The 16,157-nt window shown below is 49.7% G+C and carries 13 protein-coding genes; 2 read left to right on the forward strand and 11 right to left on the reverse strand.

The window, feature by feature from the left end; translation table 11 throughout:
- Positions 1–102 precede the first annotated feature (102 nt).
- A complete protein-coding gene (locus tag DW826_RS08425) occupies positions 103–3,393 on the reverse strand; it encodes a DUF5107 domain-containing protein (protein ID WP_117484694.1) in 3,291 nt (1,096 codons plus the stop codon).
- A gap of 365 nt (positions 3,394–3,758) precedes the next feature.
- Here DW826_RS08425 and DW826_RS08435 point away from each other — a divergent pair, with 365 nt between their 5' ends.
- Positions 3,759–4,616, forward strand: coding sequence for an AraC family transcriptional regulator (locus tag DW826_RS08435; RefSeq protein ID WP_117484692.1), 858 nt, complete (start codon positions 3,759–3,761; stop codon positions 4,614–4,616).
- Between the two features lie 89 nt (positions 4,617–4,705).
- On the opposite strand, the gene DW826_RS08440 is transcribed toward DW826_RS08435, so the two are convergent.
- The 3 genes from DW826_RS08440 to DW826_RS08450 form a co-directional block, all read right to left on the reverse strand.
- Positions 4,706–5,782: an arabinose ABC transporter substrate-binding protein gene (locus DW826_RS08440; RefSeq protein ID WP_242994067.1), complete on the reverse strand. Its 1,077-nt coding sequence runs from the start codon at positions 5,780–5,782 to the stop codon at positions 4,706–4,708.
- A gap of 107 nt (positions 5,783–5,889) precedes the next feature.
- A complete protein-coding gene (locus tag DW826_RS08445; protein ID WP_117484691.1) occupies positions 5,890–6,876 on the reverse strand; it encodes an ABC transporter permease in 987 nt (328 codons plus the stop codon).
- The gene (locus DW826_RS08450) at positions 6,873–8,381 is read right to left on the reverse strand and encodes a sugar ABC transporter ATP-binding protein (RefSeq protein WP_117484690.1); all 1,509 of its coding nucleotides are present in this window, start codon (positions 8,379–8,381) and stop codon (positions 6,873–6,875) included. Before DW826_RS08450 ends, DW826_RS08445 begins: the two co-directional genes overlap by 4 nt.
- Positions 8,382–8,627: 246 nt before the next feature.
- On the opposite strand from DW826_RS08450, the gene DW826_RS08455 reads away from it, so the two are divergent.
- The gene (locus DW826_RS08455; protein ID WP_117484689.1) at positions 8,628–9,758 is read left to right on the forward strand and encodes an aldose epimerase family protein; all 1,131 of its coding nucleotides are present in this window, start codon (positions 8,628–8,630) and stop codon (positions 9,756–9,758) included.
- Between the two features lie 193 nt (positions 9,759–9,951).
- Here DW826_RS08455 and DW826_RS08460 read toward each other — a convergent pair whose 3' ends face one another.
- The 7 genes from DW826_RS08460 to DW826_RS08490 form a co-directional block, all read right to left on the reverse strand.
- Positions 9,952–10,266 carry a hypothetical protein gene (locus DW826_RS08460; protein ID WP_117484688.1) on the reverse strand — a complete coding sequence of 105 codons (315 nt, stop codon included), beginning with the start codon at positions 10,264–10,266 and terminating at the stop codon, positions 9,952–9,954.
- A 222-nt stretch (positions 10,267–10,488) separates the two neighbouring features.
- Complete coding sequence (nrdG, locus tag DW826_RS08465; RefSeq protein WP_117484687.1) at positions 10,489–10,983, reverse strand: anaerobic ribonucleoside-triphosphate reductase activating protein; 495 nt, start codon at positions 10,981–10,983, stop codon at positions 10,489–10,491.
- Between the two features lie 174 nt (positions 10,984–11,157).
- Positions 11,158–13,290 carry an anaerobic ribonucleoside-triphosphate reductase gene (gene nrdD, locus DW826_RS08470; RefSeq protein ID WP_117484686.1) on the reverse strand — a complete coding sequence of 711 codons (2,133 nt, stop codon included), beginning with the start codon at positions 13,288–13,290 and terminating at the stop codon, positions 11,158–11,160.
- Positions 13,287–14,048 carry an SMC-Scp complex subunit ScpB gene (scpB, locus tag DW826_RS08475; protein WP_117484685.1) on the reverse strand — a complete coding sequence of 254 codons (762 nt, stop codon included), beginning with the start codon at positions 14,046–14,048 and terminating at the stop codon, positions 13,287–13,289. Before scpB ends, nrdD begins: the two co-directional genes overlap by 4 nt.
- 88 nt (positions 14,049–14,136) lie before the next feature.
- A complete protein-coding gene (locus DW826_RS08480) occupies positions 14,137–14,928 on the reverse strand; it encodes a segregation/condensation protein A (RefSeq protein ID WP_117469603.1) in 792 nt (263 codons plus the stop codon).
- Positions 14,929–15,051: 123 nt separating this feature from the next.
- On the reverse strand, positions 15,052–15,939 hold the full coding sequence (locus tag DW826_RS08485; RefSeq protein ID WP_347472308.1) for a metallophosphoesterase: 888 nt from the start codon (positions 15,937–15,939) through the stop codon (positions 15,052–15,054).
- A 6-nt stretch (positions 15,940–15,945) separates the two neighbouring features.
- A complete protein-coding gene (locus tag DW826_RS08490; protein WP_015554108.1) occupies positions 15,946–16,149 on the reverse strand; it encodes a hypothetical protein in 204 nt (67 codons plus the stop codon).
- Between the last annotated feature and the right edge of the window lie 8 nt (positions 16,150–16,157).

Here is a 16,157-nt window from a genome sequence, read left to right on the forward strand (position 1 = left end):
CTAATGTTTTATACGCTATACCCAAAACTCAGAAAGAACCTTGCACAAAATCCATGTCTCTTCTTTTTTCTGTTATGCCTGCGGTAAGACTTTTTCCGGCTTCTATTCTTCCGCCATCTTCAGATAACGCCCCGCATTCAAATGCGTCGGATCAAGCTGCATCGCGTTCCGGAATGCCTCTGCTGCCTTTTCCTTATCTCCGAGTCCCAGATATCCGAGTCCCATCAGATAATAGCAGTGCGTCTTGTTTCTCTTATCCAGGTCATCATCAAAGATCATGAAATCCGGGAGGGAAACTGCAAAGTACTCAACGCGCATCTTGTCATACAGATGGCGCTCTCCGTAGTCGAGCAGACGGTAATATCTCGATTTTGCCTCCACCGGCAGACCAAGTTTCTCTTTTGCAAGTCCCTGATAGTAGATCATGTCGGCCGGCTGGTCATTGTAGTACATCATTCCTGCCGGTTCATCCGTTCCGATCGAAGCTGCCTCATACTCTTCCTTCGCCTCATCGTTCTCCCCGAGATGCTCTTTTGCAAGTCCGAGATAATAATGGATGTGGTTATCCTTCGTTCCTTCCAGCTTTCCTTCCCCGAGGTTCTCCGGATATACCAGCGCCTTCTCAAGGATCTCTTTTGCCTCGCTCCAGTGCTCTTTTGCGATTTCCGCTTTTCCGAGCTCCAGGAGAGAGGTCGTATACTGGGTCGTAACCTTTCCTTCTCCGCCTTCCCACGGATGGAACCGGTGCGCCATGATAAAGTCATATGCCTCTTTATAATGGCCAGAGAGATTTAAGAGCGTGACATATTCGATCATCAGATCATCCCGCTGCATAAAGATCTCTTTTGCCTTTTCATAGCGGGAAAGTCGCTCAGCGACCGGCATTTCCAGTTTCCGGTACAGCTGGTCAAGCTCCAGGAAGATTCTCGCATCGTTCGGTGCAAGTTCTGCTGCCTTTTCCAACGCTGCCTTTGCCTTTTCCGGATCTTCTCTCTTGTTGTAATATGCCAGGGAGAGATTTCTCCATGTGATCGCAAATCCCGGCTTCTTCTCCGCCGCAGTCTCCCAGCAGCTGATCGCCTGATCGTACTGCAGCTTGTCATACCAGAGGTTTCCAAGGTAATAGAATGCATTTGCCCCGTCCGGATCTTGTTTCTGCGCATCGGTCAGAACAAGGATGTCCTCCAGCTTATTCGGGAAGCAGTAATCCGTACTGCAGTTTTCTGCCTCTTTGAGCACTTTCAGGATCTCCTCATGGGAAGCTCCCATCTTTCCGAGATCATATGCTTCATAGTACTTTAACATCGGCCAGCTCTCACTGCATTCGCGGAGTGTATCAACCGCCTTGTCGTATGCCCCGTACTCCGCAAAGTCTCTCGCCGCCATCAGATACGTCTCATGGAAGTTTCTGGAGAGCTTATTGACCTTCGCGCGGATCTCTTCTGCATGGTCCGGATCCAGATATGCGGATTCCAGCATGGAGACATAATCAAACGGGTCGATCGCAAGGTTCTCGCTGACTGCCGCTTTCGCTTCTTCCGTTCTTCCGAGTCTGCCGAGAAGATATGCCCGGAGTCCTCTCGCCTTGATATTGTGCGTATTCTTCACAAGGCCTTTTTCCGCGAGTTCCAGTGCACTCTCAAAGTTTCCTCTCATCGCCTCGATGCACGCCAGGTAATAGAAGCTCATCTCCTGCTGCTCATTGGACCAGGTCGCCTTATAGAATGCATCAAACGCCTCGTCATAGCGCTCCTGATAAAACAGGGATAATCCGAGGTTGTAGTACGGCTCGGAATCATACGGGTTCGGATTCTTCCAGGTCGCACGTTTGATCGCTGTCCGGAAATGTGCCTCAGCAGCCTGAAAACAGCCTCTTCTCATCAGGAGCGAACCGTATGCATTGTTGATCCGGATATCGCCCGGGTCACGTTTCAGACCTTCCAGATAGTATGGGTCCGGGCGGTATGTCGCATGGCGGTACTGCTCAATGTGAAGTCCTGTCAGGAACAGCTCTTCATTTGACATGATCTCCTCCGGATCTTTCGCTGCCTCCGCCGGATCCGGAACCTTCGGGATCTCTTTTTTCGCCGGTGTGTAGGAGATCATCTCTCTCGTTCCGTCGAGAACGCGGACCGTAAGTTTTGTCTCGTCCTCAACAACCTGATCCAGATGCGTCTCAAACGGAGCAACCGGGGAGATCGTTCTCTTTTCATCCAGAAGGACCTGTCCCTCATATGTAAGGATGACTCGGGCATCCGGATATTCCTGCGTTGTGTATGCAGCAACACGGATCCCGCTCTCATCCGCATCAAGTCCGACCATCGCCTCGATGCTGGCGTTCTTTACAGCTCCGACCGTCTTATAAGGCATGAAATACTGGGTAAACCGCTTTTCCTCCATCGGTTTTAACCAGGTGAAATCCGGCTGGTTATCCGTATAGACGCCGGTCATCAGCTCGACATACGGACCATCCTCATCTGTCAGGTTTCGGTCCCAGGCCTTTCCGAAATCGCCGCATCCCCAGGTCCACTGCTTCTTTCCGGGAGAAATATGATGGTCGGCAACATGAAGGATTCCTGCCTGTTTCTGGTAATCGTATCCGCCGACAAAGTTAAAATCACTCTTTTCCGCCATGTAGGAGGTCGGAACCGGAATGTTTTTGTAACGGGAAATGTCAACACCTTCGCTGTAGTCATGTTTGTAATAAATACCCGTTGCGATCGGGAATCTTGAAACGTCACGTTTTCCATGATCCATCACAGCATGGACATCCGGCGGGAAGATCGACTGTGTGTGATCGTTGACCGGGACAGCCGGGTTTGCCCACCAGAGGAAGGTCTGCGGTGTGGAAGTCCGGTTATAGAGCTGACCTTTGATCTCGATATAGGCTTTTCCCGGATAGAGGGTAAAGCTTGTCTCGCCTTTTGTTCCGTACATCTGATCGACGTCGCTGACACGGCATGTCTTTGATCCGTCCGGATTCTCGATCAGAAGATAGTCGACCGGTGAGAAGGTCGTCGGGCGGTGGTGCTGCGGCCAGTTGAACTCGATTCCTCCGCTGATCCACGGACCGCAGAGGCCGACAAGAGCCGGTTTGATCACATGGTTGTAATAGACAAAGTCATAATGATTCGTCTTGTCGTACGCTCTCTGGATCCTGCCTCCGAGCTCCGGAAGGATCATGACTTTCAGATACTCATTTTCCAGCCAGACGGCATGGTACGTCTTATCTTCTTTCTCATCATAAATCTTTTCGATCGTCGGGTACGGATAGATCCGGCCGGAGCTTCCCTGATAAACACGGCTCTCCAAAAACATAGGGTTTTTATCTGCTGCTCCGATCCCATAAGTAGGAATGACCACATTTTCTTCCCAGATCTTCACTCCACTCATAATTCTGACCTCCTGCTGTTTTCTATTCTCGTTCCTGTATTGTACGGAATTTTCAGTTCAGAAAATTCATCTCCCTGAACGGCAACCACATCTCCCTGCTTTCGTTTCAGGAACTCTCTTATTTTTCGTTCTTGCTTATACTATACTGTAATTACTCCTGTTTTTCATTACCTTCAGTTGCCATGTAATTTCAAAAAATTGCTCTCATCATTCTTGACCTTTTTCCCGTTTCTCTTTATAATCGAAACCAGTACTGCGCATCCCGGCTCTTTCATTCCGGAAGTCATCTTCCGCACCATGCGCACATCGTAACCAGCCGTCAGATCCTGCCGGATCCGTCTTTGAAAGGAAGGTGGAAACACTCCATGATCTCTACCGAAAAAGGGATTCTCCCCGGTTCCGACTATTATGTCTATACCCCAAGTGCCCAGGCGCAGTCCTTATTTTTTTATCCGCTGATCATCGGAAATTTTTCCTACAGCGATGATTACAGTCTCCGCCGCACTGCGTTCGACAATTTTCTTCTCATGTACATCAAGCGCGGGGAATGCATCATTGAGCTGAATGATCAGGTATTCCGGGCACTTCCCGGCCAGATCGTATTTCTCGATTGTTATCATCCCCATGCCTACAGAAGCTCGACGCCCTGGGAATGTGAATGGATCCACTTTGACGGTCCTATGGCACGTGCATTTTATCAGGCGATCATGAGCAGTTCCGCTCCGGTCATCAGTCTGAAAGACACCTACCGGTTTGAGCGGTATCTCCATAAGATCTATCTCCGTTTCCGGGAACATCTCCCGTTAAAGGAGGCATTGTTTAACAATTACATTGTCAACATGCTGACCGAACTTTTTGTCAGTCGCGACCACGAACACCCGGAGGCTGTCTCTGGCGGCATCATCGAGGACACGATCACCTACATCAACAATCATCTGACGGAGATCCTGTCCTTAAACGATCTCGCTTCCCAGGCTTCTTTAAGTCCTTTTTATTTCAGTCGTCTTTTCAAAAAAGAGACTGGATTCTCGCCGCATGAATACGTGATCCTGACACGGGTAAACAATGCAAAATATCTTCTGAACTTTTCGGAGATCCCCATCAAGGACGTCTGCTTCCAGACCGGTTTCAGCAGTGAGAGCAGCTTCTGTACCACCTTTAAAAAGGTGACCGGACAGACGCCGACCGAATACCGTCTCGCCTGTAACCAGAATCGAACCTGATCGGATCATATCATGCGAAAAGGGCTGCCGGAATCATTCAGGCAGCCCTTTTTATGAGAGGATTTACAAAAACAGGACTCGGTCTCTTTTTATTCTGCCGCTTTTCCCATTACTTCTTTGTAGTTTTCCGGTGTTACGACAACTGCATCGACTGCTGTCTCCTGCGGAACGTCCTTGCCAGCGATCACATCATACAGAACCTCAACAGAACCGGTTCCTACGGAGTCAGATGAGAAGTATGTTGCTGCCTTCATGCAGGTACCGTCAGCGCCTTTGTTGTTCCACTCGTCTTTTGCCATGTAAGCACCAAGACCTACTACGCATGCATCTGCATCAAGACCTGCACTCTCAAGTGCACGGACAGCACCGATCGTACCTTCCTCGTTTGCACCTGTTACCATCCATTTCTTGATCTCCGGATGTGCTGTGATAACGGATGTCGCCGCTGTGTTTCCTTTATCGGTCGTTCCGTCATAGTCTGCTTTAAAGATTCTTTCTGTCGGGAAGTCCGGGCAGCCTGCTGTGAAGTTATCATACTCACCTTCTGCACGCGGTACGCAGGAAGAAACGGTATCCATTGTCAGGATCAGAAGACCACTTGTCTCATCTTCTACAAGACCGTTGTCTTTTGCATATGCTGCAAGCCAGTCGCCGTTTGCCTGTCCGATGACGTAAGCATTGATTCCTACCCACGGAGCGATCTTTTCACCGGCGTCGTTCTGAAGTGCATCATCGGCTGCAACGATCGGGATGCCTGCTTCTTTACACTTGTCAACGGCAGCCTGGGACATTGTCTGGTCCGGGATACAGGTTACGATTCCCTTTGCCTGGTTTGCGATCGCGTTATCGATTGCTTTCAGGTATTCTTCCGGGCTCATCTTTGCATCTACGAAAATGAATTCATCTCCATTTTCCTCTACTTTCTTCTGTGCTGCTGCGCCCTCATCAATGAACCAGGTCTGGTCGCCGGCTTTGTAAATACCGTAAACAACACCTTTTTCTGATGATCCTGCATCTGCTGCCGCCGTGTCAGCTGCTGCTGCGGTGGTATCAGCTGCTGCCGCTGCTGTTGTTGCGGATGTGTCGGAGCTGCTGCATCCGGCAAGTGCCGTTGCTGTCAATAATGCGGCTGCTGCAAACGCTGCTGTTCTTTTCATCTTTTTCATAATAAAACCCTCCATTTATAAAATTTATTTTGTTTACATAATTGATACAATGATGTTGGGATCAAAAATCCGCTTGCACCGGATTTCCGGCCTTTGGTCCCTGGTATCTACAGGTTCTTCATGGAAGCTGCAAGCAGGTCTTTCTCTCGCTTCTGTTTTCTGATGTAGTCAGTTGTCAGAGCGAAAAGAAGAAGTCCGCCTTTTGCGACATACTGCCAGAAGCTTGGAACGTTTACCATCGTAAGTCCTGTGTTGAAGGACTGGATCAGGATGATACCGAGGATCGTGCCGCCCATGTTGCCGACACCGCCGACGAAGGATACACCGCCGAGGATAACAGCTGTGATCGCATCAAACTCGAGGTTGACGTTTGCGGCCGGCTGTCCGGAGTTCATACGTGCCGCGAATATGATGCCGCCGATCGAGCAGAGGATACCCATCATCACATAACAGGTTGTGATGATCTTTTTCGGATTTAAGCCTGCAAGTCTTGCTGCATCCATGCTGCCGCCGATCGCATATACGCTGCGTCCGAATTTCGTCTTTGCAAGGATGATACCGAATACGACGATGCAGATGATCATGATCCATACAGATACCGGAATGTTTAAGATCCTTGCTTTTCCGAGAAGAAGGAATGTCTTATTGCTGATGGATACCGGTTTTCCTCCGCAGATGATGTAGGCAAATCCACGGATGATGGACTGTGTTACGAGTGTTGCGATGAATGCCTCCAGATGGATCTTGTTGACCATGAATGCATTGAAGAAGCCTACGGCTGCTCCGCAGACGATCGTAACGATCACAGCTGCCGCGAACGGCATTCCCTTTGATACGAGAAGTGCTGCTACAACTCCCGAAAACGCTGCAAGTGAACCAGGAGACAGGTCGTTCTGACCGGCAATGATCAGATATGTATGTCCGACTGCGACCATTCCGACGAGGGATGCCGCGATCAGGATGTTGATCATGTTTGTGACGGACAGGAAGTTTTTATTCAGGCAGGTAAACAATGCAAATACTACAATGATCGCTGCGATCAGAACAAGCTTGTCGCCATCAATATGGATCCTACTTTTTTTCTTTGTACTCATGCTTCTTTTACCTCCCCGATCATTCCCATGCTGAGAAGTGTGCTCTCAGTTGCATCTTCTGCTGAAATCTCACCGACGATCCGCCTTGCACGCATGACGATGATCCGGTCGGATAATCCCATGACTTCCGGCAGTTCGGAAGAGATCAGGATCACGCCGAGTCCCTGTTTTGCGAACTGGCAGATCATCTGGTAAAACTCGGACTTTGCACCGACATCGATTCCTTTTGTCGGTTCATCCAGGATCAGGACCTTCGGATTCGTGCTGATCCAGCGTGCAACGATGCATTTCTGCTGGTTTCCTCCTGACAGCTCCACGATCTTTTTCTTTGCGGAAGGCGTCTTGATCTTGAAATTTTTAATGCCGTCTTCTGCGATCTTTTCTTCCTTCTTTGCATCTACAAAGCCGAGACTGTTGGAGTTTTTGTCCAGCATGGAAATATTGATGTTATCACTGATATCAAGGTTTGAAAGAATTCCCTGAAGTTTTCTGTCCTCCGGTACGAGAACGATCCCGTGTTCCATCGCTTCATGCGGAGATCGGTTCTGGATCATCTTTCCCTCGAGAATGATCTCTCCGCTGCGGATCGGATCCGCGCCGATGATCGCTCTCATGAGTTCTGTCCGTCCTGCACCGACAAGTCCGGAAAATCCAAGCACTTCACCTTTTCTGAGGACGAAGGAATTCTCTTTCACATAGTCGGAAGAAACATTTTTTACTTCCAGGAGAACCTCTCCGATCTCTTTGTTCCTGTCGAGATTTTTGTAGATATCTCCGAGATCACGTCCGACCATCATCCGGATCATCTCCGATTCCGGGACCTCACCGGTCTTTACTGTCGTCACATAATGACCATCCTTGAAGATCGCCACTTTGTCGGTGATCCTCTGGATCTCATCCATTCGGTGAGATACATAGATGATGATCTTGCCTTCCGCTTTCAGCTTTTCGATGATCTTAAACAGAGCATCGATCTCTGAATCGGAAAGGGATGCTGTCGGCTCATCAAAGCAGATTACCTTCAGATTCTCTCTCGAATATGCCTTCATGATCTCGACCATCTGCTGGTAAGCGATACTCAGATCTTTGACTTTTGTCGACGGGTGGATCGGAAGACCAAAATCTTCAATGATCTTTGATGCCATCTGGTTTGCTTTCTGGGTATCGATGAATCCAAAACGGTTGACCGGCATTCTTCCGAGATAAATATTCTCTGCGACCGAAAGCTCCAGAAGAATCTGACGTTCCTGATAGATAACGGAGATTCCTTCTTCGATCGCCTGATGCGGGGACTGGAAATGTTTTTCCACACCGTCCAGCAGATATTTTCCGCTTGTCGGCTGATAATCTCCATTCAGCACTTTCAGAAGTGTGGATTTCCCCGCTCCGTTCTCTCCAAGGAATGCCAGAACCTCGCCTGCATATGCCTTAAACGAAATATTATCCAGTGCTTTTACACCAGGGAAATATTTACAGATGTTCTGAAATTCCAACATACTGCTCATATTGCGTTCCTCCCTTTTTCACTGTCATTTTGAGTCTTTTCTTTTTTCGTACTGTATTGGCAGTCACTTCAGAAGATAATTTCTATTGTGCCTTTCGCTTTATTTACTTTATATTATACCTTTTTTCCAATAATCATCATTATCATCGCTTGCTGTATTGTTTTTAAATCTTGCTCTCATCGTTTTTTTATGTTCTCTTTTTTGTACAAATATTTTAAACTGGAATCAGAAAGGAGATGGCGTATCATGCAGTTAAGTGATAAATTTTTCACATTTGATACCGGAGAAAAATCGCATTTTTTCGACATAATAACCAGTTCAGGACTCTCGCTCTCCCTGTTTTCGATTGGAGCGTCCATTCAAAAAATTGCTTTTAAAGGTAAGAAATGGTCCGACCATCCGGAAACAGACGGGAATGAACTTCCGATCACATTGAGTTCCGGCAATCCTGATTTTTACCGCATCTGTCCGTGTTATGCAGGAGCAACGCTTGCCCCGAATGCCGGAAGGATCTCCGGCTCCTCCATCCTTCTCGGAGGAGAAACGATCCCTCTGACCCCAAACGAAGGTGCGAACCAGCTGCATGGCGGTCCGCATAATCTCTCCGCTCAGAACTGGAACACAGAATTCGTCCGCCAGGATTATGATTCTGTCTCGATCGGATTTTCAGCATTTCTCGCCGACGGCGTCGACGGATATCCGGGAAATCGCACGTTTCATGCGGAATATACGCTCGATGACAGCAACTGGCTGACCATCCGGTACCGGGCATCGACGGACCGGCCGACTTATATCAATATGTCGAATCATACCTACTGGAATCTTTCCGGTGATTTCTCATCTTCCGCGCTTGATGAGACACTCACCGTTTTCGCAAACAATGTCTGCCTGAATAACGAGGAACATATTCCCGTCGAAATCATCCCTATTGCAAGGACGATATTCGATTTTTCCAGCCCGGCTTCTCTTAAAAGCCGGCTGGATTTTCTGCCGCGCGAAGAAAAACTCCGCTCCCGCTGCCGCAGGCAGATTTCCATCGCGCGCGGTTACAACCATGCATTTATCCTGAGCCGTGACCAGACCTCCCGCAGTTTCCGGTCGCTTCCACAGCCTGTAAAAAAAGCATGTATCCTGAGCGATCCTGTTTCCGGACACTCCATCACGCTTTACACAGATGCCCCGGCACTCGTCGTCTATTCCGGCGGATTTCTCGATGATTCCATCGGATTCCCGGACGGCACGCACTCCTGCCCGTCATGCGCCATCGCGCTCGAAGCCCAGGATGTTCCGGATTCCCCACATGTTCTGCCGGAACATTTTTCCATCACAACGCCGGAACATCCGTTTGAGCGGACGATCCGGATCCAGATCCGGTAAATGTCGCAGTAACACTTACAGTTCTGCCGCTGGCAGCTTCTTTCGAATTCCTTGAAATACAAAAAGGGACCTGGCCATCATCTGATATGCCAAATCCCTTTTTCCGTTTATTTGTAACTATTCAGTGCCTTCTCACACCTGCAGGAATCTCCCCACTGAGCTTTCCTTCGGATGCATAGTTTCTGTTATATTGTCACCACCGGATCCAGATCTTCCCGCTGTATTTCCAGTTTCCATACAGCAGCCGTCCAAACAGAGCCAATGCTGTGAGCTCAAAAAAGCGGATCGTCAGGCGGTCGGAACCTGCAAATGTCGTAAGCAGAGTCAGGAATGCAACCAGTGCAAGATACAGGAGATTCATTCCTTGGAAACGGACAAACCGTTCTTTTTCCCGGATCCGGTCATCATTCCGGATCCGCTCATAAGAACGTCCTTTTCCTTTTAAAAGGCGCATTCCGAGTACCGCCCATTCGATCGTTAAAATACAGAATACATATTTCGCCAGCATAGACATTCTTCCTTTCCATGAAAGTTCTCTGCAATTTTCTCTTCTATCCGTCCCATGAGTCTTCATGTTTTCTATGATCTTATTGTATCACATGCCAACGCAGCTGTCACTGTCTCCTTCTGCCTCTCTCCTGCCGTGTACTGTAACAGAAAAAGAGCCGAAGACATGCGCTGGCATTATCTCCGGCTCAGTAAAATCAGGTGTTGTCCCTGATCGTTTGTCCTATTTCGATTGATAGAGCACTACATTTTTATTTTTTAACGTCTGTTTCACATCGATGACTCTCTGGTTCGCGCTGCCTTTCCAGTGCAGGGTCACATCTTTTTCTGCTTCCACGAACGGTCCGTCCACCAGGACATCCACGTTTTTCAGAAACGGAAGATCCAGGATGTCTTCCCACAGAAATCCTGTATACAGCCAGATCGTCTTTTCCGGGAACTTTTCGTGGATTTCTTCGATCAGACTTCCCACTTCTTTCCGGTTCTGCCAGTGAAGCGGATCACCGCCGGAGAATGTCACGCCGGAGATCCAGGATGGCGCCAGCGCCTCGAAAAGTTCCTGCTTTGCCTCCTCGTCAAACGGGAGTCCGCCTTTCACATCCCATGTCACCGGGTTCTGGCAGCCCGGACAGGCATGGCTGCAGCCAGCAAGCCATAAGACGGTGCGCAGGCCGTCGCCGTTTAACATGTCCTCTTTTGTAATGTTGTGGTAGCGCATGAGATCACCTCTTTTTTTATATTTTCACGCAGTGCACATATTCTTGTTTTTATTTCATAAAAACAAGAATCTCTCGGGCGTCCGCCCTATGTAAATTTTGCCAAACAAACCCTTATGCAAGCAAGCTTGCAACGCGTTTGTTTGACAAAAATTACGCACTGCTAACAGTTTCCATCACATCGAACGTCTCTCAGCGATCTCGGCCATCTTTGCGTCGTTTAATCTTGTATCGCCTTTCACACGGGAATAGCTCAGATATCCATTCATCCGGTCGATCTTCGTGAGATTTTTGCTTCCGCAGACCGGACACACATCCATGTTCAGTTCCTCGTGCCCGCAGTCATCGCAGTAGGACAGGGACAGGTTTACGCCCTCGTAGAATCCCATCTTCATGGCACGGCGCACCAAAGAACGGATCGCCTCTTTGTTGTAGTCGATCGGGTACTTCACATACTGGATCTTTCCGCCGTTGGAGAGCTCCCAGAACCGGTGTTCCAGGTTCTGCTTCTCGATCGGGGTAATGTCCTCAGTCACATGGCAGTGGAAGCCGTTGCTGACATACTCGCGGTCGGAGACGTTCTCCACGATCCCGTATTTCTTCCGGAACTGTTTTACCTGAAGTCCGCAGAGATTCTCCGCCGGTGTTGCGTAAATCGCGTAGAGGTTTCCGTCCTGATGCTTGAACTGTTCCACCTTCTCGTTGATATGTTTTAACACCTCGATGGCGAAGGTACCGTCCTCCACCAGGGACTTTCCGTTATAAAGTCTCTGAAGCTCATTGAACGCCGTGATTCCAAAGGACGCCGTCGCCGTCTTTAACAGCGGCTTGATCTTATCGTGAAGCCCTAAATGACCACCATAGAATCCGCCCTCACAGTAGGCAAGCGGATTCGTGGAGGCACGCATCTCTCCCAGATATGCATAGGTCCGGATATGGATCTTCCGGATCAGCTCCAGGTAGTAGTCAAGGACCTCATAAAAATCCCTGCTCTCCTGTCTCGCCTTCGCGAGGATCATCGGAAGATGCAGGCTCACAACGCCCACATTGAAACGTCCCACGAACACCGGAACATCCTTCTCATCCGCCGGTTCCATGCCGCCCCGCTCATACCACGGGGACAGGAACGCGCGGCATCCCATGGGGCTGATGATCTTTCCGTATTTCTTGTACATGCTGGCAATATAGCCTTCACCGGTCAGGGACAGCCAGTCCGGATACATCGTCTTTGAGGAACACTCGATTCCTGCCTCGAAGACGTCCTCCAGCTCTTTTCCCGGTCCGTGGAGGTTATCATCATATAAAAATACAAGCTTCGGGAACAGTACCGGCTTCTTGTGGCCTTCTTTTCCCTGACCTTTCTTTCTGACGTTCAGCATCGTGATAGTGGCCATCTTCGCGAAGCGGCTTGTTCCGGTTCCCGCTGTCATGGTGATAAACGGGTAGTCACCGCGGCTGGAGGAAACAGAGTTAAACTTGTACTCCCATCCCTGGAATCCCTGTTCCATCTCGCGCTGAACGTCGTTCCATGCCACTTCTTTTGCCTTCTCCTCATCGAGGCCAAGGTCAATATACTTTGTGATATACTTTCCGTAAGATTTCTCCGCGTAAGGCGCCAGGATATTCTCCACGTTCGGCACCGTAAAACCGCCATACTGCTGGCTTGCGGCACTCAGGACAATATCGCCGATAACGTCAAAGGCCACATCCAGGGTCTTCGGCTCGTTGTACCAGATATTTCCCATCTCAAATCCGCCGCTTAAGACCTCATTGACATCAAAAAGACAGCAGTTCATGGTATCACGGCGCGCGGACATGTCGTGGATATAGAGATAGCCGTCGCGGCATGCCTGAAGTTCTTCAACGGTCATAAAGAACTTCTGGTATAAGGATTTATTTAACTCGTTGAAGATCAGGCTCCGCTTCGTGGAGACCAGGGCGCTGTCGGTGTTGCTGTTTTCCTTGTCGCCAATATACATGATGGACTGGCTCTTTTTGTAGACCTCGTCCAACATCTGGACGAAATCCTGCTTGTAGTTGCGGTAATCGCGGTAACTCTTTGCGACCACCGGATTGACGCGCTCCAGGGCGCCCTCGACGATATTGTGCATCTGGGCGATCGGCACCTCTGACTGGTCCAGTTCCTCCGCCTTCTCCTCCACGAACTCACAGATAAATTTGCTCTCAGCCTTTGAGAAGATTATCATCGCACGGTTTGCGGACTTGTTCACCGCCGCCAGGACTTTCTGGACATTGAATTCTTCTTTTGTCCCGTCTTTCTTGATCACTTTGATCTCACTGCATTTCATGATATGGAATCCTCCTCATCGGTTTCGCTGTTGTCTTCGCTTTCTATTTCTTTCTCTATCTCTGTATTGCTTATGATTGCGCCACTTTCATTCTCTTCTGTTTTTTCCATTCCAGTTTCCGAATCTACCGGTTCTTCTGCCGTCCCCGCATCCTTTTCCGGCTCATCGATCAGATGACCTTCCTCGTCGATTTTAAGGTTCAGCTCCTCCTCGACCTCGCTCCGGATTTCCTCCCGCTGCTCCACATTCATCTCCGGGAGCTGTTCCGTAGATCCGACTCCGAAGCGGCGCAGAAATTCCTCCGTCGTGGCAAAAAGTGCCGGTCTTCCAGGCGCATCGAGACGGCCCGCCTCATACACCAGGTCATACTCCACAAGGCGGTTCACCGCGTGATCCGACTTTACTCCCCGGATCTTCTCGATATCTGCCTTCGTCACCGGCTGCTTGTAGGCGATGATCGCCAGCGTCTCCATCACCACGTCCGACAGCACCTGCTTCTTTGGTGTCGCCGCCACGCGGATCAGATGTTCATAATAGTCGGTGCGGCTGCACATCTGGTAGCTGTCATCGAGACGCACGATCTGCATGCCCGCCTTTCTCTTGTCATATTTCTCCTTCAGGCGCTCCACGGCCTGGATGGCCGTCTCCTCATCCGATTCCAACGCTGCCGCAAGCTGGCGGATCTCCACAGACTGCCCCATGGTAAACAGCACGGACTCCACAACGGACTCCTGCTTTTTCAGATTTTCCACTCTCATTCATTTTCCTCCACAGTGGTATTCTCCTACTCATACTGGTAACGGAACTGTCCGATTTTTTACAGTCCCGCGCAGTAAATGCGCAAACCTACTGAGCAGTTGTGACATCGATAGCAATATCCTCTTCTTCGCCTTCCGGCTCAAGAGATTCTATGCACATGTCGTCAAAGAGATGTTCCTGGGTCAGATGGATCTTCCCCACCTTCATGAGCTCTAAAAGTGCCAGGAACGTCACGACGACCTCTGTCTTGTCGTTCTGCTTTTCCAGCATCTGCCGGAAGCTGAATTTCCGGTGCTTTCTGGCATATCCCAGAACAGAGGTGATCTTGTCCTCCAGACTCACCGGATCTTTTTTGATGGTTCCGAAGGTGCTGCGGACCGGGTCGATCTTATCCTGCTGCCGCTTCATCACCGACTCGAAGATCTTCTGAAGCTTCGTGAGCGTCACTCCATCCAGGAGCTTGTCGAGATCCACCGGCTCTGCATATTCCTTGACCTCCGGCGGGATCGTCGGATCCTTGTAGAACACCCGGTCCGCCCCGGACTCCATGTCCTTAAGTTCCTCCGACATCAGCCGGTATTTCTTATATTCCAGGAGACGCATCACAAGTTCCGCTCTCGGATCTTCCTCCTCGCCCTCCTCATTCACTTCTTTCGGCAGCAGCATCCGCGCCTTGATGTCGAGAAGCGTCGCCGCCATCACAAGGAATTCGCTGACCACATCCAGATTTTCCTCATCCATCTGCCGCACGTACTCCATATACTGGTCCGTGATCTCGGCGATCGGGATATCATAGATATTCACTTTGTTTTTTTCAATCAGATGGAGAAGAAGATCCAGCGGACCTTCAAACTTTTCCAGTTTGTACGATAATTCCATATGCACCTCAAGTATGTTTTCACAGTCTTCCATTCAGAAAACCCATGTCCAACAATTCGATATATAACCGCAAAAAAGAATGTGCGTATGCACACTCTTCATCACGCCGTTCACATTTTGTCCCTACTGCTGCGTATCAGCCCCGCAGAGCCTCACAACAACCACCTGTGGTTTATCATTCAGCCTGATATTGATCGAGTGGGTCCCAAGTCCCCGTCCGACGATCATCCGGCTCTTTTCTCTTCCTTTTCCCGGAAGTTCAAAATATCCCGCGCAGCGCGGATAAAAAAACTGGTACTGGGGTGTCATGACTCCGCCCACAAGCGGAAGCCGGATGGTTCCGCCATGAAAATGTCCGGAAAGTGTGAGATCCGCTCCCCACGCCGCATACTCCTCAAAAAACAGCGGAGAATGGGCCAGAAGAAGACAGAACTTTTCAGGGTCCGGCTCTCCCATGGTCTCCTTCAAAAGACCCTCAGGGATCTCTCCCGACCGCGGCAGATAGGCGATCTTTGGAAGATCGAGGCCATAGACCCTGATATCGCTGTCGAGGTCCGCCGCCTCGTTGGAGAGATAACGGATCCCTGCATTTTCCAGGGCTGTCCGATAATTCTCATAAGTCTCACCGTAAATCTCAGATTTCCATAGCATCCGGCTCTCATGATTTCCATTTCCGCAATATACCGGAAACTCCTTCGCAAGCTCTGTCAGAAGCGCCAGCGGGATCCTGACATCAGAATTTCCCCTCTTTGCGACCATTCCGTCCCCGCCAAAAAGCACGGCATCCGGTTTCACCTTCCGCACGGTCTCAAGCAGACGGCTGTTCTCTTCCCCGAATTCTTTATTGTGGAGATCAGTCAGGAAGACGATGGTCTTTCCCTGTCCGTGGATCTTCTCCGAGGCGATCCGGTACTCTTCCGTTACAAGGCAGTCCCTCTCATACCGGGAACGTGCCAGGCAGCCGGCCCCAAAAGCCATGACACCGGCTGCCAGAAACACTGCTGTTCCCAAATCGGATTACTCCTCCTCAAATACGCGGATCCCGCGCTCAACAACGCCTGCGAATGCCTGTGCATAGCTCTTGTACTCCGGATGCTTTGCGATGATCTTATCCATAACTTCCTTCATCTCTCCGCTGATGATGACGGTGCATCCTGCTGCCTTCTTATTTGTGGAACGGTTCTCGTACACGTCCTGCATTACTTTTACTCTTTCTTTCATGATCAATA

Source organism: Clostridium sp. AM34-11AC (assembly GCF_003435375.1).
Lineage (GTDB): Bacteria > Bacillota > Clostridia > Lachnospirales > Lachnospiraceae > Pilosibacter > Pilosibacter fragilis.